This window comes from Amycolatopsis taiwanensis DSM 45107 (assembly GCF_000519205.1).
Taxonomy (GTDB): domain Bacteria; phylum Actinomycetota; class Actinomycetes; order Mycobacteriales; family Pseudonocardiaceae; genus Amycolatopsis_E; species Amycolatopsis_E taiwanensis.
The window spans coordinates 261,124-283,460 of sequence record NZ_JAFB01000004.1; the positions used below are offsets into that span (position 1 = coordinate 261,124).

The window sequence follows — 22,337 nt, forward strand, 5'->3', positions numbered from 1 at the left end:
CTGCGCGCCGCAGCGTCGCTTCACCACCTATTCTCGCAAAGGTGCATGACAGCCGCGTTTCCGAGTTGTTCGACCCCGCCGTGTGGACCGAGGTCGAGGGTTTCGGGTTCACCGACATCACCTATCACCGCTCTGCCGAAGCCCGTGGGGGCAAGCGAGTCGTGCGTGTCGCGTTCGACCGGCCGGACGTCCGCAACGCCTTCCGGCCGCACACGGTCGACGAGCTGTATCGCGCGCTCGATCATGCCCGGATGAGCGCGGACGTGGGCTGCGTCCTGCTCACCGGGAACGGCCCGTCACCGAAGGACGGCGGCTGGGCCTTCTGCTCCGGTGGTGACCAGCGTATTCGCGGACGCTCCGGCTATCAGTACGCCAGCGGCGAGACCTCCGACACGGTGGACCCCGCGCGGGCCGGCCGCCTGCACATCCTGGAGGTGCAGCGGCTGATCCGGTTCATGCCGAAGGTGGTGATCGCGGTCGTGTCCGGCTGGGCGGCCGGCGGCGGGCACTCGCTGCACGCCGTGTGCGATCTCACCCTCGCTTCGGCCGAGCACGCCAGGTTCAAACAGACGGACGCCGACGTCGGCTCGTTCGACGGCGGCTTCGGTTCGGCGTATCTGGCCAGGCAGGTGGGCCAGAAGTTCGCCAGGGAGATCTTCTTCCTGGGCCGCGCCTACACCGCCGAGCAGATGCACCAGATGGGCGCGGTGAACGCCGTCGTGCCGCACGCCTCACTCGAAACCGAGGCACTGCAGTGGGGCTGGGAGATCGTCGGCAAGTCGCCCACCGCGCAGCGGATGCTCAAATACGCGTTCAACCTGATCGACGACGGCCTGGTCGGCCAGCAGCTGTTCGCCGGCGAAACCACCCGGTTGGCCTACATGCAGGACGAGGCCGTCGAGGGCCGGGACTCCTTCCTCGAGAAGCGGCCCCCGGACTGGTCGTCCTTCCCGTACTACTACTAGCTGCGTCGGAGCGATCGTGCGTGAAGTATGGCTCGACGGCCCGGAGACCATAGAGGAGTTGAAGGGGACACTCGCCGAAGCACTCGCGGGCGGGCCACCGGTGCTCCCACTCGATGCCCGCGACCCGTCGGCCGGCAGGCTGCGGGACGCGATGGCCCCCGGCGAGCCCGTCGAGCCCGGCACCGCCGTGATCATCGCGACGTCGGGCTCCACCGGCGAGCCGAAGGGGGTGTTGCTTTCGGCGGGCGCGCTCACCTCCTCGGCGACCGCGACACACGACCGGCTCGGCGGTCCAGGCCACTGGCTGCTCGCCACGCCCGCGCAGTACATCGGCGGTCTCCAGGTCGTCGTCCGGTCGCTGCTCGCCGGGACCTCCTGCACCGTTCTGCCCCCGGGGCCCTTCCGCGCCGACCAGTTCGCCGAGGCCGTGTCGGGGATGCCGCGGGGCGGAGGTCCCCGCTACACGGCCATGGTGCCCACCCAGCTCGTCCGGCTGCTCGACGCGGGCGGCGCGGGACTCGAGGCGGCCCGGACGTTCGACGCGATCATCCTCGGGGCCGCCGCCACCTCGGCCGCCCTGCGCGAGCGGGCCGCCGACGCCGGAGTGCGGATCGTGCCCGCCTACGGCATGAGCGAAACCGCGAGCGGCTGCGTCTACGACGGCGTGCCGCTCGATGGCGTACGGGCCGAAGTCGAGCCGGACGGGCGGATCCTCTTGTCTGGGCCAGTGCTGGCGCACGGCTACCGATTGCGGCCCGAACTCACCGCCGAATCGTTCGTGGACGGCTGGTTCCGCACCAGCGACGAAGGGGTGCTCTCCGACGGCAAGTTGGCCGTACTCGGCCGGCTCGACCATGTGATCAACACCGGTGGCGTCAAGGTGTCGGCCGCCGCGGTCGAAGGCGTTCTCACCGGCTGCACCGGGGTCCGGGAAGCATGCGTGGTCGCCCTGCCGGACGCGGAGTGGGGCCAGATCGTGGCCGCCGCGGTCGTGGTCGAACCGGCCGGCGCGGCCGACCCCAGCGGGCTCCGCGCGGCGGTCGGGGCCCGGTTGGGCGCGGCGGCCGTGCCGAAACGGCTGGAGTTCGTCGAGGCGCTGCCGCTGCGCGGCCCCGGAAAGATCAACCGGTCCGCCGTGGTGTCGCGGATTTTCCCGTGACGTTCGTCCCAGCCAGAGCCGATCTGCTGACCGCTGGTCACGTCCCACAGCGCCAGCGTGCCATGATCCCCTCCCAGGATCGCACGGAGTTCGACCGTGAAGATCTGTTCAGGGCGGCGACCCTGCTGTGAAGGGGACCACACATGCCGCTTGCGCCCCCGACCACCATGGCCCCGAGCCCGGCCGAGGTGTCACGGACTTTTAATGACGCATTGACACAAGACGGCCGACAGTGTTTCTTCTGCCGCATGAGGTTCCGGAAACGTGCCCTGCTGGCGGTCCTGACCGGTGTTCTCACCGGGATCTTCGCGCTCGCCCCGCCCGCACTGGCCAACCCCCACCCGGGCCCACGGCATCCCGACAGCGGCACGCTCACCTGGTTCCACCCGGGGCACCGCTGACGGCGGCGTTCACGCAGAATTGGCCGCATGGCCACGGTGACGGAATGGATCGAAGGTGCCCGCCCGCGCACGCTGCCGAACGCGATCGCCCCGGTGCTGGCGGGCGTCGGCGCCACCATCCAACTTGGGGCGTTTTCGTGGTGGGCGTCGCTGCTCGCCCTGTTGGTGGCGTTGTCGCTGATCATCGGCGTGAACTTCGCCAACGACTACTCCGACGGCATCCGCGGCACGGACGCCGAGCGGGTCGGCCCGCTGCGGCTGGTTGGTTCCGGGGCGGCCGCGCCGAAGGTCGTGCTGCTGGCCGCGCTCGGCTGTCTTGGCCTTGCCGGGGTGCTCGGCCTGGTTCTGGTCGCGGCCACCGGGCGATGGTGGCTGCTGACGATCGGCGCGGTGTGCGTCCTCGGCGCGTGGTTCTACACCGGCGGTAAGAAACCTTATGGCTACGCGGGATTCGGCGAGATCGCGGTCTTCGTTTTCTTCGGGCTCACCGCGGTGCTCGGCACCGTCTACGTCCAGGCCGGCACGGTCAGCTGGCCGGCGCTCGGCGCCGCCGTCGGGGTCGGCTGCTTCTCCTCGGGCGTGCTGACCGCCAACAACCTGCGTGACATCCCGACCGACCGCGAGGCGGGCAAGAACACGCTCGCCGTCCGGCTCGGCGACGCCGGCACCCGACGGATGTACCTGGCACTGGTGACGGTGCCCTACGTGATCACGATCCTGCTCGCCCCCGCCCATCCGCTGGTGCTGATCGCGCTGGTCAGCGCGGCCATGCTGGTCACGCCGGTGCGCGTGATCACCGGGGGCGGCACCGGAGGGCGTCTCATCCCGGTGTTGCGTGACACCGGGATGGTCATGCTGGCCTATTCGGTGCTGACCGCACTCGCCCTCGCGTTGTCGTGACCATCACGGCGTGGGGGAAACCCACTCGCCGGTCAGCAGGAAGTGCTCCATCACGGCCAGGTGCGGCGCGGGGTCCATCCCGTGCTGGGCGAGCCACTCGTCGTTGTAGTAGGTGTTGGCGTACCGCTCGCCGCCGTCGCAGAGCAGCGTGACCACGCTGCCCGTCTCTCCCGCGGCGATCATCCGGGCGATCAGCTGGAAGACGCCGTAGAGGCTGGTGCCGGTGGAGCCGCCGGCCCAGTGCCCGGTGCGTGTCCGCAACAGCCGGATCGCCGCCATCGACCCCGCGTCGGGGATCTGGAGCATGTCGTCGATCACGGTAGGCACGAACGACGGCTCGACCCGGGGCCGGCCGATGCCCTCGATGCGCGAAGGCATTCCGGTCGTGTAATCCATGGCGCCGGTTTGCCAGGCGCCGTAGAACGCGGAGTTCTCCGGGTCGACGACGGCGATCTTGGTGGGGTACCGCCGGTACCGGACGTACCGGCCGAATGTCGCGCTCGTCCCACCGGTGCCCGCGCCCACCACGATCCACGCCGGCAGCGGGTGCCGCTCCTCCCGCATCTGCGTGAACACCGAGTCCGCGATGTTGTTGTTGCCGCGCCAGTCGGTGGCCCGCTCGGCATAGGTGAACTGGTCGAGGTAGTGCCCACCCACTTCGGCCGCCAGCCGCTCGGCCTCGCTGTACATGTCGGGCGGCCTGTCGACAAAGTGACATTTACCGCCGTAGAACTCGATCAGCGCGACCTTCTCGCGGCTGGTCTTGCGCGGCATGACCGCGACGAACTCCAGGCCGAGCATGCGCGCGAAGTACGCCTCGGACACCGCGGTCGAGCCACTGGACGCCTCGACGAGCACGGTGTCCGGCCCGATCTGCCCGTTGACCAGGCCGTACAGCAGCAACGAGCGAGCCAGGCGATGCTTGAGCGAGCCGGTCGGATGCACCGACTCGTCCTTGAGGTAAAGATCCACGCCCCACTCCGGGGGCAACGGGAAGACATGCAGATGGGTGTCCGCGCTCCGGTTGGCGTCGGCCTCGATGAGCCGGATGGCCTCCCGTACCCAGGCCCTCATTCATCGCCCCGCAACTGGGCCCGCAGTTTCGCGCGCTCGCGGGCGCGGCGCTCGTTACGGGCGGCCAGTCCGGCCGTGACTCGGGCGTTGAGCTTGCGCAACGTGAGCAGTCCGATCGGCAGGCCGACCACGACGGCAACCGCGACCGCGACCAGCAGCGGCACCTTGACCAGCACGAGCACGGCCGCGATCACGACGATGAGCCCGAGCCGCGCGAGCAGGTAAAGACTGAGGTCACGGGCCAGATGCGGGGTACTCACATCACATGAGGTTACGCTCCCAGCCACGGCGGCCCCCGCCTCACCCTGGGGGTCTGGGAGAAGTCCTCAGGCGGGTGCGCGGGGCGCACCCACAGACGACGCAGCCGGGTCGGCCAGGCGGGAGTTCGGGCCACCAAGCCCCGTCGTTTGGGTGTTTTGTCCCTTACTACCCCTTTACTCTTCCACAACCGTTCGAGTACCCAGCGGGTGAGATGCAACGATTGCGCTGTTGGCCAACTGGAAGCATTCCGCTTAGCAGGGAAGTCGTTAAGGAGGCGGAAAATGACCTCTACCGTGGCAGGGGGACGGTTGCTCACCCCCGGTGAAGTCGCCGCGCTGTTCCGGGTGGACCCGAAGACCGTGACACGCTGGGCGACCGCCGGCCGGATCGGCTCGATCCGGACCCCGGGCGGGCACCGGCGGTTCCGCGAGTCCGAAGTCAACCAGCTGCTCGCCGAACTGACCACGGACGCGAGCACGCCCACCGCCTGAAACACCTACACCAGGTCGGGCCACCTCGCTGGTCGAGTCTGTCATGAGTGACCCGTTACTGCCGGAAATCGGCACGAACGGGTCACTCATAACGCTTCGCCAGCGGGTGGCCCTGACCGCAATTGCTCGCCGACCTCACGGAGTCGAGGTGGCTGCCCCCTAATTTGCCTGAACAGGCTACCCTCGGGGGGAGTCAGTTCGCGGCACGCGGAAGGAGCGAGCATGATCTACCTGCTCGCAGCGATCGGAGCGCTCACCATCGCTGTCCTGTTGTGGCGAGCCTTCGGACCGGAGCGGGTCGGTGTTTCTTCGCACCGCTCACCCGTCGCCCCCGACGACGACCCAGACTTCCTGCGCCGGCTCGGCGAGCAGCAGCGCCGCGAGGACGACGAGGGCACCAAGTAAGTCCGCCCGCCTCGGCCGGTTAGCTCTGGGCTACAGCGCGTCGCAAAGTCTGCGTTTCCGCCCAAGGTAACCACGGGCGCGCGCCGGAGGCCTCGGATTTGGGGAGGTAGGCCGCCGACCGGGGAAGGCAAGGGTCATGCCTGGCCATGGCCTGGCTGCACAAATCCGATCGCGCGCACTTGAAAACACGGCCTAGCGGGTCTTCAGTGGGAACGCGTCGGCCATGGTGGCGCTCAGTTCGAGCAGAGCCAACCGCGTGTCGTCGGTGAGGCGTTCGAGTTCGATCTCGGCGCCTTCCTCCAGGTGCGGATCGAACGGGAGGCGGCACACCGCCCTGGTGCGCGCCGCGAAGTGCGCGGCCAGCTTGTCCAGATCCACCGTACCCGCCTGCGGCCGCACCGAGTTGATCACCGCGACCGACCGTTTGACCAGCTCACCGTAGCCGTGGGCCTCCAGCCAGTCGATCGTCGCGGAGGCGCTCCGTGCACCGTCCACCGACGAGGACGACACGATGACCAGCGCATCGGCCGAGTCGAGCACCCCCTTCATCGCCGAGTGCATCAGGCCGGTACCGCAGTCGGTGAGCACGATGTTGTAGTGGTGCTCGAGCAGGTTCAGGGTGCGCAGGTAGTCGTTCTCGGAGAACGCCTCGGACACCGCCGGGTCCTGCTCGCTCGCCAGGATTTCCAGCCGGCTCGCCCCCTGGGAGGTGTACGCGCGCACGTCGCTGTACCTGGTCATCTTGTCGGCGTCACGCAGCAGATGCCGGACCGTCGCGGTGGTCTCGATCGGGATCTTCTGCGACAGCGTGCCGCGGTCGGGGTTCGCGTCGACCGCGATCACCCGGTCCCCGCGCAGCGAAGCGAAGGTCGAGCCGAGCATGGTGGTCACGGTGGTCTTGCCCACACCGCCCTTGAGGCTCAGCATCCCGATCTTGAAGCAGCCTCGCAGCGGCTGGTTGACCCGAAGAGTCAGTTCGCGCTGGTACCGCTCGACCGGGCTCTCCCCCGGGTTGATCAGTTTCCCGGTACCCAGATAGACCACGCGGCGCCAGCCGGAGCCGGGCGCGCGCTTGGGCTGCTGGACGGGGCTGGTGACGTGACGGGCACGGGACGGCTGGGGCAGCGGCGGGTACGGCGAGTCCGGCCGCAGCGGCGGCAGCGCGCCAGGGTCGTAGTGGGCGCCGGGCTGGGGGCGCTGCGATGGCGCCGGATGGGGAGTGGAGTCGGTGTTTTCCTCGGAAAAGTAGGGGTCGGGTCTTTGGGGATCCGTCATCAGCCGAGCCCGGCGTAGGAATGGAAGCCCGTGGTGACCAGGTTGACGAAGAACAGGTTGAACACCATCACGGCGAACCCGATGATGTTGATCAGCGCCGCGCGAGTCCCGCGCCAGCCCGCCGTGGCCCGCGAATGCAGGTACGCGGCGTAGACCACCCATGCGACGAACGCGGTCGTCTCCTTCGGGTCCCAGCCCCAGAACCGGCCCCATGCGGACTCGGCCCAGACGGCGCCGCACAGCACACCGAAGGTGAACAGCGGGAACGCCAGCACGGTCGCCCGGTAGGCGACCCGGTCCAGCACGTCGGCCGCGGGGAGCTTCGGCGCGAACTTGGCGAACTTGCGCGGGTCACGCTCGTGCGCGGACCGGAACAGGTAGCAGATGCTGGCCACGCCCGGCACCATGAACACGCCGGAGGCGATGATCGCCGCCGAAACGTGGATCACCAGCCAGTACGACTGCAGGGCGGGCTGCACCGGAGCGGCCACGGTGTAGAGCAACGTGCCGTTGACGAACATCAGGATCACGACCGGCAACAGCATGAAGCCGGACAGGTGGCGCACCGGGAACTTGCGCAGCACAAACAGCCAGCTCGCCACGGCGATGAGGGTCACCGCCATGATGTACTCGTACATGTTGCCCCAGGGCCAGCGGTCCACGGCCAGCCCACGCAGCACCAGCGCGCAGACGTGCAACAGCAAGCCCAGCACGGTGAGCGCGACACCCATCCGGCCGATGCGCTCGGCGCGGCCGGCCTCCCGGGACGGCGCCGCCGGCGGCGGCTCCACCGGCTCGCTCGCCGTCGACGGCCCACCGGCTCCGACCAGCTCACGTACGCGCGTCGCGGACCGTTCGGCGGCCCGCCGGCCCTTCACCCCGAAGGACTGCTCGATCAGGAAGAACACCAGCGCCAGCAGATAGATCGCCGTAGCGGTTGTGAAGGACCAGTCGCTGTACTGGGACAACGTCTCGTTCACCGGCATTGGCTACTTCTTCCTCTTCTCGCCCGAAATGAGCTCATCCGCTATGCGGTTGAATTCCTCGCCGTAACCCGCCTGGTCGGTGCGTGCCAGCCCGCCGACCTGCACCACCGTACCGCCTTCACCGGAATCCGCAGGGCTCACCCGAATCCACATACGACGCCGCTTGATCAGCAACGACGCACCGAGCCCGACGAACATGGCGATCGCGAAGCCGAGCACGTAGACCTGGGTCGGATCGTGCGAGACCTGCAGGGAAACCCACTTGCCGACGCCGTCGAAACGGATCTTGGTGCCGTCGTCGAGGGTGATCGACTCGTCCACGGCCAGGTTCTGCCGAGCGACCCGCTTGAGCCTGCCGTCGTCGACCATGGACTGGTCCACGCTGAAGATCGACTGGCTCCGGCCGGCGTCCAACCCCAGGTCACCGCGCAACACGTCCACCGCGACCATGGGATTGTCGAGTTGCGGCGCGACGGAGGTGAGCACGCCGCCCTGCACGAGCGGGGTCGGTGCGAGCAGCCCGGTGATCGCAAGCTGCTTGGTGCGGCGTTCAACCGCATCGGTGACACCCGGCGGGTCGAACTTCGTGGCGCCCTCGGCCAGGTGGGTCGCCGGGTCGGTCGTGGCCCACTGGATGGTCTGGGTGCGCTCCTCGCCGTTCGGATAGGTGACCGTGAAAGTCGGTGAGTAGCCGTTGCCGAGGAGGTAAACGCGGTCTCCCGCGGTGCGCAGTGGTGAATTCACCTCGAGCAGATACGGCTTCCACACATTGTTCTGCAAATCCGCGCCGGACTGGTATTCGATGGGGGCCAGGTACGCCACCGGCTGGTTTTCCGGAGTGTACTGCGCCGAGAAGTCGTTGACCTTGACGCAGAACGGCTCCAGCTCGGTGCCGTCGACGCGCAGCCCCGGATTGAACGAGTCGTAGGCGTAGATCCCGCCGTTGCAGAACTCCGAACCGTTGGCCTGCACGATGACCTGGCCCTCGTAGCTGTACATCTTGCCCAGTGCGAAGGCGACGATCAGACCCAGCATGCCGAAGTGGAACAGGAGGTTGCCGGTCTCGCGGAGATAGCCGCGCTCCGCGCTGATCGTGCGCGCGCCGCCGTCCTCCTCGCGCTCGGCGATCCGCCAGCCCTTGAGCCGGGCGCGCGCGGCCTCGATCACTTCGTCGACGCTCGCCGTACGAGGGGCCTGAAGGAAATGCGGCATCCGGGAAAGGTTGCGCGGGGTGAGCACCGGCTTGGCCCGCATCGAGCGGACGTAATCCCGCGTGCGCGGAGTGAGGCAGCCGACCAGCGACACCATCAGCAGCAGGTAGATCGCCGAGAACCAGATGCTGGAGTAGACGTCGAAGAACTGGAGCCGGTCGAGCAGCGTGCCCCACCAACCGTGGGCGGCGATGTAGTCGGCGGTCTTCGGCGCGTTGAGCGAACGTTGCGGCAGCAGCGCTCCGGGCATCGCGGCGAGCGCGAGCAGGAACAGCAGCATCAGCGCGGTGCGCATCGAGGTCAGCCCGCGCCAGGTATTGCGCCCGAACGCGACGACCCGACGGGGAGTCGAGTCGCGGTAGGCCGGCTTCGGTGGCGTCTTGGTCGAAGTCACAGCGGCAGCACCGTGTCCGTGACAAAGGAGTTGCGAATCCAGCTGACCAGGTCACCCCAGAGGCCGGTGACCAACAACACACCCACCACGAGCAGGAGGCCGCCGCCGACGATCTGCACCCGCCGGCCGTTGCGCCGCAACCATTCCGTGGCACGCACCGCCCACCGCGCGCCGAAGGCGATGAGCAGGAACGGCAGGCCGAGACCGAGACAGTAGACGAGGACCAGCAGGAAGCCGCGAGCACCGGCGCTACCGGTGGCGGTGGCCAGCGCGAGCACGCCGGACAGCGTCGGGCCGATGCAGGGGGTCCAGCCGAGCCCGAACACCGCGCCCAGCAGCGGCGCGCCGAGCAGCCCGGCTCGCGGCACGTGGTGGGTGCGGATGTCGCGCTGGAGCCAGGGAATCAGGCCGAGGAACACCAGGCCCATCGCGATGGTGACCACACCGCCGATCCGCTGCAGCAGTTCGTGGTTGCCGAGGACGGCGTCGGCAAGCCAGACCAGGCTGCCCAGCGTCGCCACGAACACCACGGTGAACCCGAGCACGAACAGCGCGGCCGCGCCGACGACGGCGAAGCGGCCCTTCTTGCGTTTCTCGTCTACGCTCACCGCGGGCGCGTCGGCGCCCACCAGCGCGGCGAGATAGGCGAGATAGCCCGGAACGAGCGGGACCACGCACGGCGAGGCGAACGAAATCGCACCGGCCGCGAGCGCGACTCCGGCAGCGAGCAGCAACGGCCCGGAGGTCGCCAGCTCGGTCACGGAATTCACGGTATTGAGAGTAAGCAGTGGACTTTGTGTGAGCTTCGCCGGGGGCGCGGCGCGAGTTACTCCTTGACGAGCCGGTCGACCAATGGGAGCAAATCGGACGCGAGAATCGAGCGCAGATAGACCGCGGCGACCCGCTGTTGCTTGTCGAGCACGATGGTCGAGGGAACCGCATTGAGCGGATAGCCGCGCAGTTTCAGCAATTCCCGCCCCGCCGGATCGTAGATCGACGGATAGGTCACGCCGCGGTCGCGGACGAAGTCCTGCGGCGCCGAGCGGTTGTCGTCCCGCACGTCATAGCCGAGTACCTGCACGCCGGACGCCTGCTCCTGCTGGTAGAGCTTTTCCAGCTCCGGCGCCTCGGTCCGGCAGGGCGCGCACCACTGGCCCCACAGGTTGACCACCACGACCTTGCCCGCGTAGTCGGAGACCGAGATCCGCTTGCCCTCGTCCATCAGGTCTTCGCCGGACAGGTTCGGGACCGGCTGGCGGTCGCCGTCGTAGAAGATGTCCGTCTGCCCGCCCGGGGCGACGAACTGGAAGCTGCTGCCCTGCGACACCGCGTCCTTGCCGGTCGAGCACCCGGCCAGCGCGAGCACGGCCATGACCAGCAAGATCAATCGCTTCATGCGCCGGTCACCTTCGGATCGGTGACGCCGGCCGGCTCGGAGTAGACGATGTCGACCAGCCGCTCCTCGTCGAACACCAGGCTGGTGAGCGACGCCAGCGAGCACTGCCGCTTACGCGGGTCGTGCCACATCCGCCGGCCCTCCAGAAACCGCCGCACCGTCCAGATCGGCAGCTGGTGGGAAACGCATACTGCCTCACGCCCCTGGGCCGCGGCCCGCGCCCGGTACACCGCACCCAGCATCCGGCGGGCGATGTGCAGGTACGGCTCGCCCCACGACGGCAGGAACGGGTTGCGCAGGTGGTGCCAGTGCTCCGGCCGCCGAAGCGCGCCGTCGCCAACCGCGACCCGCTTTCCCTGGAAAACGTTGTCGGCCTCGATGAGCCGTTCGTCGGTCCGCACGTCGAGGCGGTGCGCGGCGGCGATCGGCGCCGCGGTCTGAAGCGCCCGCTCAAGCGGCGACGACACGATCGACGCGATGTCGTGCCCGGCCAGCGCCTCGGCCACGACAAGCGCCTGCCGTTGCCCGCGCTCGGACAACCGGAACCCGGACAAGCGCCCGTACAGGATGCCGTCCGGGTTGTGTACCTCGCCGTGGCGCAGCAGATGGACAATCGTCGTCACTCTGCTCCTCCGCGGGTTTTCGTGTGTGACACCGGGGTGCTCACTTGACGGCCTCCGCCGCCGCTTGCGCCGCGGCGGGCAACGCGGCCTCGATGATCTCGAAGGCGGCCTCGTCCATCGCCGAGTTGACGAACCACGCCTCGTACGCGCTCGGTGGCCCGTACACGCCGCGATCGAGCAACGCATGGAAGAACGACGGAAAACGCCAGGTCTCCGAGTTTTTCGCGTCGTCGTAATTGCGCACGGGACCTTCGCTGAAGAACACGCTCAGCAGATTTCCGGCGTAGGCGATGTGATGCGCGACTCCCGCGGCGCTCAGCGCATCGGTGAACAACGCGCCCAGGCGCTGAGAATTCGCGTCGAGCGCGCGGTACACCTCGTCGTCCGCCGCTCGAAGCGTGGCGAGACCGGTCGCGACCGCGACCGGGTTCCCGGACAGCGTCCCCGCCTGGTACACCGGACCGGTCGGCGCCAGCCGGGCCATCACGTCGGCACGGCCGCCGAACGCCGCGGCCGGCAAGCCGCCGGACATCACCTTGCCGAAGGTGTAGAGGTCTCCGGGCACCGATTCGAGGCCGAACCAGCCCGCACGCGACACCCGGAACCCGGTCATCACCTCGTCCATGATCAACAGGGCACCGTGCTCGTGCGCCAGCTCACGCAGGCCCGCGTTGAAGCCGTCGAGCGGGGCGACGGCACCCATGTTCCCGGCCGCCGCCTCGGTGATGATCGCGGCGATGGAATCCGGGTTCTCCGCGAAGGCCTTCCGCACCGCGTCGAGGTCGTTGTAGGGCAACACCAGGGTGTCGGCGGCCTGCGCGCCGGTGACGCCGGGCGAGGTGGGGAGGCCGAGCGTGGCGACCCCGGAGCCGGCGTGGGCCAGCAGCGCGTCGACGTGACCGTGATAGCACCCGGCGAACTTGATGACCTTGCTGCGCCCGGTGAAGCCACGGGCCAGCCGGATCGCGCTCATCGTCGCCTCGGTCCCGGAGTTGACCAGGCGGACCTGCTGCACCGGCTCGACCCGGGCGATGATCTCCTCGGCGAGTTCCACCTCACCGGTGGTGGGGGTGCCGAAGGACAGGCCCGCGCCCGCCGCCGCGCGCGCCGCCGCCACCACCTCCGGGTGCGCGTGGCCCAGGATCATCGGCCCCCAGGAGGAGACGAGGTCGACGTAGGAGTTCCCGTCCGCGTCCCACAGGTATGGCCCTTCACCGCGCACCATGAAACGCGGGGTGCCGCCGACCGACTGGAAGGCCCGCACCGGCGAGTTCACCCCGCCGGGAGTCGCCGCCGCCGCCCGTTCGAACCATGCCCTGGACTGATTGACTCCGTGCGTCACGACTGCCAGTCTCGCAGAAGCAGTCGTCAGCTCCCGCTGAGGTGGGGCAGCTGAACCTCGATGGCGCCCGTGGCACCCCGCCGCCTCCGGCGCCGCCTGCGCCGGACGCCGGTCCCCAGCAGCACCTCGCGCACCGCGTCGACCAGCAGGATCCCGGCGACCATGCCGAGTGCGATCGCGCCGGCCGCCCAACTGCCGACCAACCGCGTCGAGGTCAGCGAGGTGCCGTCGGACAGGGTGAGAGTGAGCGTTCTCACCCCAAAACCCCAGATCCACACCGCGCACCACACGGCGGCCGCGGCGACGGCCAGCTCGCAGCCCGCGGTCACCAGTCGCCACGGCCGGTGCAGCGCGGCCGGCCGCGTCGGCGGCTGCACCTCGCCGGACACCCGGGCACCCTCCTGCCCGACCTTGTCGTTCACGCCGGCCAGCCTTTCACACTCCGGATGGCGGCGCGCAGCGCTTCGCCGTCCCGCGCCCACGCGAGCACGACGGTGCCATCGTCCAGCCGGACGGGCAGCTCGTCGTAGTTGCGCGGCACGCTCCAGCCGCCACCGAGCACCCGCGCCCCGGCGGGCGTGCCGACCTCGGTCACCTCGGCGATGCGGTCCAGCCGAAGTTCCTCCCGCCCCTGCCACAGCGCGGTCGAGGTGACCCGGACCGTGTGGAAGCGCCGGCGGGCATTGATCCAGGGCACGGTGATCGCGGCGAGGCCGAGGCCGACCAGCACCCAGGCCACGACGTGCACCGGCCCGCCCGTGGCCAGTTCGGCGAGCGCACCCAGCACCGCGAAGCCCGGCCCGTACCACAGCGGGGTCCAGGCCGCGCCGCGCTCCAGGTAACGGGTCTCGTCGCTCACGAACGCTTGCGTCCGCCCGGCAGGAACGAACCGGACCCCAGACCGGGGCGCCCGCCGCCGGTTGCGGCGTCGGGTTTGGGGAAGTAGGGCCGGACCGCGGGCAGGTACATCAGGAAGAGCGCGATGAGCGCGATGAGCATGGCCAGCAGGGCGAGGACGAGCTGGAAGAGCCCGAACAGGTACTGGAACACCAGGGCGACCGCGAAGAACACGGTCAGCACGGTGCGCGCCGATCGGGTGCCCTGGCGGGCCTTGTAGGCGAACAGCACGTACATGGCCGCGAAAGAGACCGCACCGACCAGGAGCAGCACGAGGAAGGTCGTGGTGCCGGAGGCGACCTGTTCCGGCGAGTACTGCGGGGTCGCCTTGATGTTCTGGTCGATGATCTGCTGGCGGTACACGACCGGCACGACGTAACAGACCACCAGGACCACCGCCGAGGCGACCCACAGCCAGAACGAGACCCGCACCGGCATGGGCGGGGTCACTCCGGTGGCCGTCGCCTCCGGCAGGCCGGGCGCCTTGGGCAGGCCCTTGGCGCGACGCTCGCCATCCGATCCGTCTGATTCGGTCATCAGCAGAGAATACTTCGCAGAGCCCGGTCGAGACCGTCGGCGGGGGCGCCTAATCCAGCCACGATGACGCTTCTACCGCCCAGTAGGTGAGAATCATGTCGGCACCGGCGCGGCGCATCGAGGTGAGCACCTCCAGGATGGTGCGCTGACGATCCAGCCAGCCATTCGCCGCGGCCGCCTCGACCATCGCGTACTCCCCCGAGATGTTGTAGGCCGCGACCGGCACCGGCGACGCCTCCGCGGCCGCTCGCAGTATGTCCAAATAGGAGAGTGCGGGCTTGACCATGATCGCGTCCGCGCCCTCGGCGACGTCCAGCTCGATCTCGCGCAGCGCTTCCCGGGCGTTGCCCGGATCCTGCTGGTAGGTCTTGCGGTCGCCGGTGAGCTGCGAGTCCACCGCCTCCCGGAAGGGTCCGTAGAACGCGCTCGCGTATTTGACCGAGTAGGCCAGAATTCCGGTGTCGGTGTGGCCCGACTCGTCCAGCGCGTGGCGGATCACGCCGACCTGACCGTCCATCATGCCGCTCGGGCCGAGCAGGTGGGCGCCCGCTTCGGCCTGCGCGACCGCCATGTCGGCGTACACCTTCAGCGTCGCGTCGTTGTCCACACCACCGCTGGCGTCCAGCACGCCGCAGTGCCCGTGGTCGGTGAACTCGTCGAGACACGTGTCGGCCATCAGCACGGTCTCGTCGCCCAGTTCGGCCCTGAGGTCGCGCAGCGCCACGTTCAGGATGCCGTTCTCGTCAACGGCCCCGGAACCGACGGCGTCGCGCCGCTGCGGCACCCCGAAGATCATCAGGCCGCCGACACCGGCGCGCACGGCATCCACGGCGGCCTTGCGCAGACTGTCGCGAGTGTGCTGAACGACGCCCGGCATGCTCGAGATCGGCCGGGGCGCGTCGGCGCCCTCCGCGACGAACATGGGCAAAATCAACTGGCGCGGCCGCAGCGTGGTTTCACTGACCAGGCGCCGCAGCGCCGTCGTGGTACGCAACCGGCGGGGACGATGCTCGGGAAACACGCCATCGAGGCTACTCCCGTGCGCCTCGCGCTCCCCGAGCACGAGCCTTCTCCCACATATGTCACCAACAGTCAAGCCCGAACTTCGATGAGTGACCCGTTACTGACGAAAATCGGCAGGAACGGGTCACTCATGCGAACTCGGTGGCACCAGCAGCGCCACTCGCGGAAGGGTCAGGAGCGGCGGGTGCGCTTGGCCTTGCGAGGCGGCGGCAGGGCGCCTTCGGCACGCAGCTTGGCGGCGTGCGCGGCCAGGGCGTCGACCAGGTGCGGGATGTCCGCCTTTTCCGGCTGGACGTCCACGCGCAGGCCGAACTCCACCGCGGTCTCCGCGGTCTTCGGGCCGATGCACGCGACCAGTGTGCGGGTATGCGGCTTGCCCGCGATGCCGACCAGGTTCCGGACGGTCGAGGAGGAGGTGAAGCACACCGCGTCGAACCCGCCGGTCTTGATCATCTCGCGGGTCTCGGCGGGCGGCGGCGCCGCCCGGACGGTCCGGTAGGCCGTCACGTCGTCGACCTCCCAGCCGCGGTCCACCAACCCGGCCGACAGCGTCTCGGTGGCGATGTCGGCGCGCGGCAGCAGGACCCGGTTGACCGGGTCGAGCACGTCGTCGTACGGCGGGAACTCGGCCAGCAGGCCCTCGCTCGACTGCTCGCCCTTCGGCACCATCTCGGGGTTGATGCCGAACGCGCGCACCCGCTGCGCGGTCGCCTCACCGACACACGCGATCTTCACGCCCGAGAAGGCCCGCGCGTCCAGGCCGAACTCCTCGAACTTCTCCCACACCGCGCGCACCGCGTTCGCCGAGGTGAACACGATCCACTGGTACCGGCCGTCCACCAGGCCCTTGACCGAGCGCTCCATCTGCGCCGGGCTGCGCGGCGGCTCGACCGAGATCGTCGGCACCTCGTGCGAGGTCGCGCCGTGCTGGCGCAGCCGCTCGGCCATCTCGCCGGCCTGCTCCTTGGTGCGCGGCACGAGCACCTTCCAGCCGTAGAGCGCCCGCGACTCCCACCACGACAGCTTCGACCGGTGCCCGGCCGCTTCGCCGACCGTGACCACGAGCGGGCCGACCAGCTCACCGGCGTCCTGCGCCAGGGTGGCCAGGGTGCTGTCCAGCGTGCGCTGGGTGTTGATGGTGCCGTTCGAGGTGACCGCGGCCGGGGTCTGCGGGGACAACCCGTGCTCGACCAGCGCGCCGGCGGCCTCCGCCAGATGGCTCGAAGTCGCGTGCAGCACGATCGGCCCCGGTGTCGCGGCGAGACCGGCCCAGTTCACTTCGCCGCGGACGTCCGCCTCGACATGGGTACCGCCGAGCGCGATCCCGGCGTAGGTGGGCACCGCGGTGCCGGGCGTCACGCCGGGCACGATCTCGAACACGGCGTTCGTCTTGGCCACGGCGTGCACCTCGGCCACGGCCGCGGCGCTGGTCAGGGGGTCGCCGCTGACCAGCCGGAGCACCAGGCGGCCCGCCTTGGCCTCACCGGCCAGATCCTTGGCCACCTCGCCCGGCTCGCCGACGGCCGGCCGGGCCTCGGCGTCCGCGCTGGCTTGCGCGAGCACCGCGGCGGGCACGTCCGGGTCGGTCACCACGACCTCGGCCTTGGCCAGCAGTTCCTGGGCACGAACGGTCAGCAGTCCGGCGTCGCCGGGGCCGGAGCCCACGAACGCGACGCGCCCAGCGGTCTTCCGCGCGGGGGTCATTGCAGTTACGTCTTTCTCTTTGTCGGTGTTGTTCAGAACGGCCATCTCACAGTGTTGTTCGGACGTGTTCGGGTAGCCAGACCGTGACATCCGTTGTCGACTGCCAGTCGATCACGGCGGCGGCCTGCCTCCCCGACCACGTGCAGCGTCGTTGTCCGTCACGATGGATACCGATCTTGCGTTTGAACAGCATCCTTACCGTAGGAACAGCGTTCCGTTGTGTTCTTTTGTTCACTTGGCGTGTTCATTTCGTGCCCGCGGGTGCGGGCAGCTGAACCACGCCCGTGGTTTTCGGGCGCGCCTCGGGTTACCGATTTCAGTTGTCGCAGCCGCGCCGTCAGCGTGGCTTGCCGCCGGGCCCGGACAGTGCACCGGCGCCCAGGTCGAGCAGTTCCGCGGCCAGTTCGCGGCCGAGCCGTTCCGCGTCCCCGGAGTTCGCCACCGCCGAGGCACGGATCAGGACCGGCACGTCCGAGGCCTCGTCGTCCCCCGCGGCGGCGACACCGCGCAACGAGATGCGTTCGACGATCGAACCATCGGCTTCGAGGTCTTCCACCACTTCGGCCAGCGCGCCGACGGGGGCGCTGCAGCCGGCTTCCAGCGCGGCGAGCATGGCCCGCTCCGCGGTCACCGCGGAGCGCGTCCCCGCGTCGTTCACAGTGGACTGGAGCAGGTGCTCGATGTCCACGTCGTCGGCGCGGCACTCCACGGCCAGCGCACCCTGCGCGGGCGACGGCAGCATCTGGATCGGATCGAGCGTCTCGGTGATCTGATCCGCCAGCCCCAGCCGGGACAGGCCGGCGCGGGCGAGCACGATCGCGTCCAGCTCGCCTTCGTGCACCTTGCGCAGGCGGCTGTCGACGTTGCCGCGAATCGGCACGACCTGCAGGCCCAAGCCGAGCGCGCGCAGCTGCGCGGACCGGCGGTTCGAACCGGTGCCGACGGTCGATCCGGGCGGCAACTCGGCAAGGGTCAGCCCGTCCCGGGCGATCAGTGCGTCCCGCGGGTCCTCGCGCGGCGGCACCGCGGCGAGCACGATGCCCGGTTCCGCGGCGGTCGGCAGGTCCTTGTAGGAGTGCACGGCGACGTCGACCCGGCCGTCCTTCAACGCCTCGCGCAGGGCCGAGGTGAACACGCCGACGCCGATCTCGGCGATCGGCGCACTCGACCGGTCACCGGGCGTGGTGACCTTGACGATCTCGACCTGCTGTCCGGCCCGGCGGAGGGCATCCGCGACCGTGCCGGTCTGTGTCAGGGCAAGGGCGCTGGCCCTCGTCCCGATCCTGATGGTTCTCGTCACTGGGTTTCACCGTCTGTCTGGGGATTCGGGGTGAGGCTGGAGACCACCACCGGCGAAGCCGGGTCGAGCTCGAACAGCTCGCGCAGCGCGCTCGCGTAGTCGGTCCCCTGGGTTTCCGCGGCGAGCTGCTTCACGCGCACCGTCGGCGCATGCAGCAACTTGTCGACCACCCGGCGCACGGTGCGCGCGACCTCGTCGCGCACGTCGGTGTCCATGTCGGGAAGCCGCTTGTCCAGCCGCAGCAGCTCGGCGTCGACGACTTCGGCGGCCCGCTTGCGCAACGCGGTGACGGTCGGCGTGACCGCGGCACTGCGCTGGCCGGCCAGGTACTCGCGCACCTCGTCGAGCACGATGCCGGTGGCCCGCGCGATCTGGCGGCTACTGCCGCCGGTCCCGTAGGTCTCTATGCGGTGCTGCACGGTCTCCAGGTCCACCAGCCCGACCTTCGGCACGGCGGTCACCGTGGGGTCCACGTCGCGGGGGAGCCCGAGGTCGCAGATCACCAGCGGCCGGTCCTCGCGCGGCAGCACGTGGTCGGCGGTCAGCACGGCGCCCTTGGCGCCGGTGCAGCAGATCACCAGGTCGGCCTCGGCCACCGCGGCGGCCAGCCCGGCCATCGGCATCGCCGCGGCGGGCACGCCCTGCTCGGCGATGTTGCGGGCCAGCCGTTCCGCGCGAGCCAGCGTCCGGTTGGCCACGGTGATCCGCCCGACGCCGGCCTTGCGCAGCCGGCTCGCGGCCAGCGCCCCCATCGACCCGGCGCCGACGATCAGCGCGTGCTGTCCGGCCACGTCCCCGGCGGCGGCCAGGGCCTCGGCGACCACGGACGCGCCGAGCTGGCCCAGCCCGGTCTCGGTGTGCACGCGCTTGCCGACCCGCAGCGTGGTCTGGATCAACTCGTGCAGGGTGCGGCCGACCGTGCCCGCGTCGCGTGCGGCGGCGTAGGCGTTACGGACCTGACCGAGGATCTGCGTCTCACCGGCGACCATCGAGTCGAGCCCCGAGGCGACGTTGAAGATGTGCTCGACCGCGGCGCCCGCGTAGTGCACGTACAGGTTGTCGTAGAGCGCGGTGGCCGGACAGCCGGACTGGCGGGCGAGCACCTCCGACACGTCGGCAAGGCCGCCGTGGAACGTCTCGACGACGGCGTAGACCTCGACGCGGTTGCACGAGGAAAGCAACATGACTTCCTGCACGTGCTCGGCCTGTTGCAGCTCGTGCAGCACCTTCTCCAGCTCCGCCGCCGGCACCGCGGCCCGCTCGAGCGTGTGGAAGTCGGCGGTACGGTGCGAAAGCCCGATGGCCAAGACACTCACAGCAGTTCCTCCGCGAGTTTCCGTGCGACCGCGACCGCGACCGGGTCGACGAGCCGCTCTGGCATCCTGGTCACTGCACCACCATTCCGTTACGCCGTGCCACGTAGAACGACAGGATCTGTAGTTCCACCGCGAGGTCCACCTTGCGCGCCTCGACGTGGTCCGGGACCTGGAGGACCACGGGGGCGAAGTTCAGGATGCACTGCACGCCGCCGGCCACCAGCCGATCGCACACCGACTGGGCCGCGGGTGGCGGCGTGGCGATCACGCCTATCGAGATCCCCCGCTCCCGGCACACCTGCGGTATGTCGTCGACATGCGAGACGGGGATCCCACCGACCGGAACCCCGACCAGGTCGGGATCGACGTCGAACAGTGCTTCGACGGGAAACCCTCGCCCGGGAAACCCGCCATAATTAGCCAACGCATGACCCAGGTTCCCGATTCCGGCCACCGCGACCTTGTGCTGGCGGGTCAGGCCGAGGGTGCGCTCGATGTGGCCGACGAGCACCGTGACCTCGTAGCCCACCCCGCGCGTCCCGTAGGAACCAAGGTAGGACAGGTCCTTGCGCAGCTTCGCGGAATTGACCCCGGCGGCGGCGGCGAGTTCCTCGCTGGCCACCGTGGTCCCGCCCTGCTCGGCCATGGCGGAGAGCACCCGCAGGTAGACGGCGAGCCGGGCCACCGCGGCCTCCGGGATCGCCCGGGCACGCTGCTGTTCGTCGCCTTCGGTGACGGCGGGCATCTCGGCGGTGGGCGCGTTGTCGGCGTCGGGAGTGGCAAGCTTGCGGCCAACGGCGGAGCCGTTTCGCCGGCCACGCTGTCCGACCACGCTGGCCTCCTCGTTCGACACCGTCAATCAGTGAATACCCACTTGACTGCGCCGGCCAACTCCGGTTCGATGCCCGGGCCGCGCAACGGGGGTACGCACTACGGTAGCCACTTGTGAACGCAGGCACAAAGTGGCTGGTCAGCACGATGACGGAAACCACACGGTCCTGGTCTCCACGATGATCCGGGGGGCTCGACGCCCGGCCTCGGCGAGCACCGGCCCGTAACCCGCAACGCCTGGCAGTGAACGAAATGCCCATTCAGCGTGCCGTGAATGTGATGGTGTGCCAGCCGGTGGCACCGTCGGGAACGACGTCGGCGACCTGATCGGTCTGGGTGTAGCCGGAGCGATCGGTGGCGCGCACGCTCGCCTTGTGGCCGCCGGGAGCCGCGTCGAATTCTGCCCACCACATCCGCCACGCGTCCTCGGTGACATCGGCCGAGAGCATGGCCTGCTGCCACGGCCCGTTGTCCAGCTGCACTTCGACCTTGGCGATGCCGGTGTGCTGCGCCCACGCGATCCCGGCCAGGCGTACCTTGCCCGCCGGCACGGCGCCTTGCGGCGCGTCGATCCGCGACTCGGTCTTGATCGGTGCCTGCTGGGCCCAGCCACGCTGTATCCAGTACGCCTGCCTCGCGTCCCACGTGGTGACTTCGAGATCGGTCACCCACTTCGTGGCCGACACGTAGCCGTACAGGCCGGGCACCACCAGGCGCGCCGGGAAACCGTGTTCGACCGGCAACGGCTCGCCGTTCATGCCGATGGCCAGCATCGCGCCGCGGCCCGGGTCCAGCACGGTGGAAATCGGGGTCCCCGCGGTGAATCCGTCCACGCTCGTCGAATACAGCTGCTGCGCCCCGGGCCGCACGCCGGCTTCGTCGAGTAGGCCGGCCAGGTCGACGCCGAGGAACTTCGCGGTCGAGATGTACGGGCCGCCGACCGGGTTCGAGACGCAGCACAGCGTCACGACGCGTTCGACGAGGGGGCGGTTGCGGATATCGGCGTAGGTATAGGTGATCTCCTTCTCGACCATCCCGTGGATGCGCAGGTTCCAGTCCTCGGCCCGGACCTGTGGCACGACCAGCGCGGTGTCGATGCGGTAGAAATCGGCGTTCGCGGTGAGAAACGTCGGGGTGCCGAGCTTGGCGAAGTCCGCGTCGGCGGGGCTCGGCGGCGCGGGCTCCGCGGGGACGAGCCGACCGACGGCGGCCCGCGAGCCCTCGGCGTCCCGCCGCGAACCGAGCCACTGGCCGAGCCCGCCGGTCACGAACGCACCGACCGCGACACCGGTGAACAGGATCCGGCGACGGCCGACCGACCGCGGGCCTTCCTCGAACGGCGCGTCGAGCAGCGCGTTCAACGCCGCGTTGTGCAGCACACGGAACACGATGACCCCGGTAAGCAGGCTCAGCACCGGCGCGATCACCGAGAGCTGCCCGAGATTCGGCCGGGTGTACACGGCGACGATCCCGAGCACCCCGAACACCGCGATGAACCACTGGCCGGGCAGCGGCCGCCTCCGCGAGATCAGCCCGGCGACGGCCGCCAGTAGCACCATCACCACGGCCATGCCGGCCAGCAGGACCGGCTTGTCCATGGTGCCGAACGCGCTGATCGCGAAGTCCTTGAGCCAGGACGGCGCCAGGTCGACCGCGGCATTGCCCACGGCGAGGTACGGCGAGGCGCCGAAGCCGAGGAACGCGGCCGCCAGGTGCCCCACGGCCAGCGCCGCCGCCAACGCCAGCACCCCGATCAGCGCGGCCGGCCCGGCGGGCAGCCTCGACGGCGTCGCGGCCGGCGCTTCGTCCACTGAAGTACTCACGGCTTCATTGTTGGCGTGATCCA

24 protein-coding genes are annotated in these 22,337 nt (G+C 69.7%); 6 read left to right on the top strand and 18 right to left on the bottom strand.

Going from position 1 to position 22,337, the window contains the following annotated elements; translation table 11 throughout:
• Positions 1–41 precede the first annotated feature (41 nt).
• From A3CU_RS0103680 to A3CU_RS0103700, 4 genes are all read left to right on the top strand, one after another.
• Positions 42–965 (top strand): 1,4-dihydroxy-2-naphthoyl-CoA synthase, encoded by a 924-nt coding sequence (locus tag A3CU_RS0103680; protein ID WP_027941117.1) that lies wholly within the window; start codon positions 42–44, stop codon positions 963–965.
• Positions 966–981: 16 nt separating this feature from the next.
• Positions 982–2,124 (top strand): o-succinylbenzoate--CoA ligase, encoded by a 1,143-nt coding sequence (menE, locus tag A3CU_RS0103685; RefSeq protein WP_027941118.1) that lies wholly within the window; start codon positions 982–984, stop codon positions 2,122–2,124.
• A 248-nt stretch (positions 2,125–2,372) separates the two neighbouring features.
• Positions 2,373–2,525 carry a hypothetical protein gene (locus A3CU_RS52175; protein WP_156960213.1) on the top strand — a complete coding sequence of 51 codons (153 nt, stop codon included), beginning with the start codon at positions 2,373–2,375 and terminating at the stop codon, positions 2,523–2,525.
• Positions 2,526–2,552: 27 nt separating this feature from the next.
• Entirely contained in the window at positions 2,553–3,425 is an 873-nt protein-coding gene (locus A3CU_RS0103700; protein ID WP_027941119.1) for a 1,4-dihydroxy-2-naphthoate polyprenyltransferase, read from the top strand.
• 3 nt (positions 3,426–3,428) lie between these two features.
• On the opposite strand, the gene cds1 is transcribed toward A3CU_RS0103700, so the two are convergent.
• Both cds1 and A3CU_RS0103710 read right to left on the bottom strand, forming a co-directional pair.
• Positions 3,429–4,499 carry an L-cysteine desulfhydrase Cds1 gene (cds1, locus tag A3CU_RS0103705; RefSeq protein ID WP_027941120.1) on the bottom strand — a complete coding sequence of 357 codons (1,071 nt, stop codon included), beginning with the start codon at positions 4,497–4,499 and terminating at the stop codon, positions 3,429–3,431.
• The gene (locus tag A3CU_RS0103710) at positions 4,496–4,759 is read right to left on the bottom strand and encodes a DUF4229 domain-containing protein (protein WP_027941121.1); all 264 of its coding nucleotides are present in this window, start codon (positions 4,757–4,759) and stop codon (positions 4,496–4,498) included. The genes cds1 and A3CU_RS0103710 overlap by 4 nt, the downstream gene beginning before the upstream one ends.
• 282 nt (positions 4,760–5,041) lie before the next feature.
• On the opposite strand from A3CU_RS0103710, the gene A3CU_RS0103715 reads away from it, so the two are divergent.
• Positions 5,042–5,251, top strand: coding sequence for a BldC family transcriptional regulator (locus tag A3CU_RS0103715; RefSeq protein ID WP_027941122.1), 210 nt, complete (start codon positions 5,042–5,044; stop codon positions 5,249–5,251).
• 222 nt (positions 5,252–5,473) lie between these two features.
• On the top strand, positions 5,474–5,656 hold the full coding sequence (locus A3CU_RS0103720; RefSeq protein ID WP_027941123.1) for a hypothetical protein: 183 nt from the start codon (positions 5,474–5,476) through the stop codon (positions 5,654–5,656).
• 192 nt (positions 5,657–5,848) lie between these two features.
• Here the strand turns inward: A3CU_RS0103720 and A3CU_RS0103725 are convergent, their stop codons facing one another.
• The 16 genes from A3CU_RS0103725 to A3CU_RS0103800 form a co-directional block, all read right to left on the bottom strand.
• On the bottom strand, positions 5,849–6,931 hold the full coding sequence (locus tag A3CU_RS0103725) for a MinD/ParA family ATP-binding protein (protein WP_027941124.1): 1,083 nt from the start codon (positions 6,929–6,931) through the stop codon (positions 5,849–5,851).
• Positions 6,931–7,917 carry a c-type cytochrome biogenesis protein CcsB gene (gene ccsB, locus A3CU_RS0103730; RefSeq protein WP_027941125.1) on the bottom strand — a complete coding sequence of 329 codons (987 nt, stop codon included), beginning with the start codon at positions 7,915–7,917 and terminating at the stop codon, positions 6,931–6,933. The genes A3CU_RS0103725 and ccsB overlap by 1 nt, the downstream gene beginning before the upstream one ends.
• Positions 7,918–7,920: 3 nt before the next feature.
• Positions 7,921–9,522, bottom strand: coding sequence for a cytochrome c biogenesis protein ResB (gene resB, locus A3CU_RS0103735; protein WP_027941126.1), 1,602 nt, complete (start codon positions 9,520–9,522; stop codon positions 7,921–7,923).
• Positions 9,519–10,292 (bottom strand): cytochrome c biogenesis CcdA family protein, encoded by a 774-nt coding sequence (locus A3CU_RS0103740; RefSeq protein WP_027941127.1) that lies wholly within the window; start codon positions 10,290–10,292, stop codon positions 9,519–9,521. The genes resB and A3CU_RS0103740 overlap by 4 nt, the downstream gene beginning before the upstream one ends.
• Positions 10,293–10,348: 56 nt before the next feature.
• Positions 10,349–10,918 carry a TlpA family protein disulfide reductase gene (locus tag A3CU_RS0103745; protein WP_027941128.1) on the bottom strand — a complete coding sequence of 190 codons (570 nt, stop codon included), beginning with the start codon at positions 10,916–10,918 and terminating at the stop codon, positions 10,349–10,351.
• Positions 10,915–11,541, bottom strand: coding sequence for a histidine phosphatase family protein (locus A3CU_RS0103750; protein WP_027941129.1), 627 nt, complete (start codon positions 11,539–11,541; stop codon positions 10,915–10,917). The genes A3CU_RS0103745 and A3CU_RS0103750 overlap by 4 nt, the downstream gene beginning before the upstream one ends.
• Before the next feature lie 40 nt (positions 11,542–11,581).
• A complete protein-coding gene (gene hemL / locus A3CU_RS0103755; RefSeq protein ID WP_027941130.1) occupies positions 11,582–12,883 on the bottom strand; it encodes a glutamate-1-semialdehyde 2,1-aminomutase in 1,302 nt (433 codons plus the stop codon).
• A gap of 26 nt (positions 12,884–12,909) precedes the next feature.
• Entirely contained in the window at positions 12,910–13,305 is a 396-nt protein-coding gene (locus A3CU_RS0103760) for a hypothetical protein (protein ID WP_245616864.1), read from the bottom strand.
• Positions 13,302–13,742, bottom strand: coding sequence for a DUF3093 family protein (locus A3CU_RS0103765; RefSeq protein ID WP_027941132.1), 441 nt, complete (start codon positions 13,740–13,742; stop codon positions 13,302–13,304). Before A3CU_RS0103765 ends, A3CU_RS0103760 begins: the two co-directional genes overlap by 4 nt.
• Positions 13,739–14,317 (bottom strand): hypothetical protein, encoded by a 579-nt coding sequence (locus A3CU_RS0103770; RefSeq protein WP_027941133.1) that lies wholly within the window; start codon positions 14,315–14,317, stop codon positions 13,739–13,741. Before A3CU_RS0103770 ends, A3CU_RS0103765 begins: the two co-directional genes overlap by 4 nt.
• A 49-nt stretch (positions 14,318–14,366) precedes the next feature.
• Positions 14,367–15,338 carry a porphobilinogen synthase gene (gene hemB, locus A3CU_RS0103775; protein ID WP_084143074.1) on the bottom strand — a complete coding sequence of 324 codons (972 nt, stop codon included), beginning with the start codon at positions 15,336–15,338 and terminating at the stop codon, positions 14,367–14,369.
• A gap of 173 nt (positions 15,339–15,511) precedes the next feature.
• Entirely contained in the window at positions 15,512–17,044 is a 1,533-nt protein-coding gene (locus A3CU_RS0103780) for a bifunctional uroporphyrinogen-III C-methyltransferase/uroporphyrinogen-III synthase (protein ID WP_027941135.1), read from the bottom strand.
• 337 nt (positions 17,045–17,381) lie between these two features.
• On the bottom strand, positions 17,382–18,344 hold the full coding sequence (gene hemC / locus A3CU_RS0103785) for a hydroxymethylbilane synthase (protein ID WP_027941136.1): 963 nt from the start codon (positions 18,342–18,344) through the stop codon (positions 17,382–17,384).
• Positions 18,341–19,660, bottom strand: a complete 1,320-nt coding sequence (locus A3CU_RS0103790; protein WP_027941137.1) for a glutamyl-tRNA reductase — start codon at positions 19,658–19,660, stop codon at positions 18,341–18,343. Before A3CU_RS0103790 ends, hemC begins: the two co-directional genes overlap by 4 nt.
• Positions 19,661–19,730: 70 nt before the next feature.
• Positions 19,731–20,492 carry a redox-sensing transcriptional repressor Rex gene (locus A3CU_RS0103795; protein ID WP_027941138.1) on the bottom strand — a complete coding sequence of 254 codons (762 nt, stop codon included), beginning with the start codon at positions 20,490–20,492 and terminating at the stop codon, positions 19,731–19,733.
• Between the two features lie 259 nt (positions 20,493–20,751).
• Positions 20,752–22,314: a molybdopterin-dependent oxidoreductase gene (locus tag A3CU_RS0103800; protein ID WP_043840614.1), complete on the bottom strand. Its 1,563-nt coding sequence runs from the start codon at positions 22,312–22,314 to the stop codon at positions 20,752–20,754.
• Between the last annotated feature and the right edge of the window lie 23 nt (positions 22,315–22,337).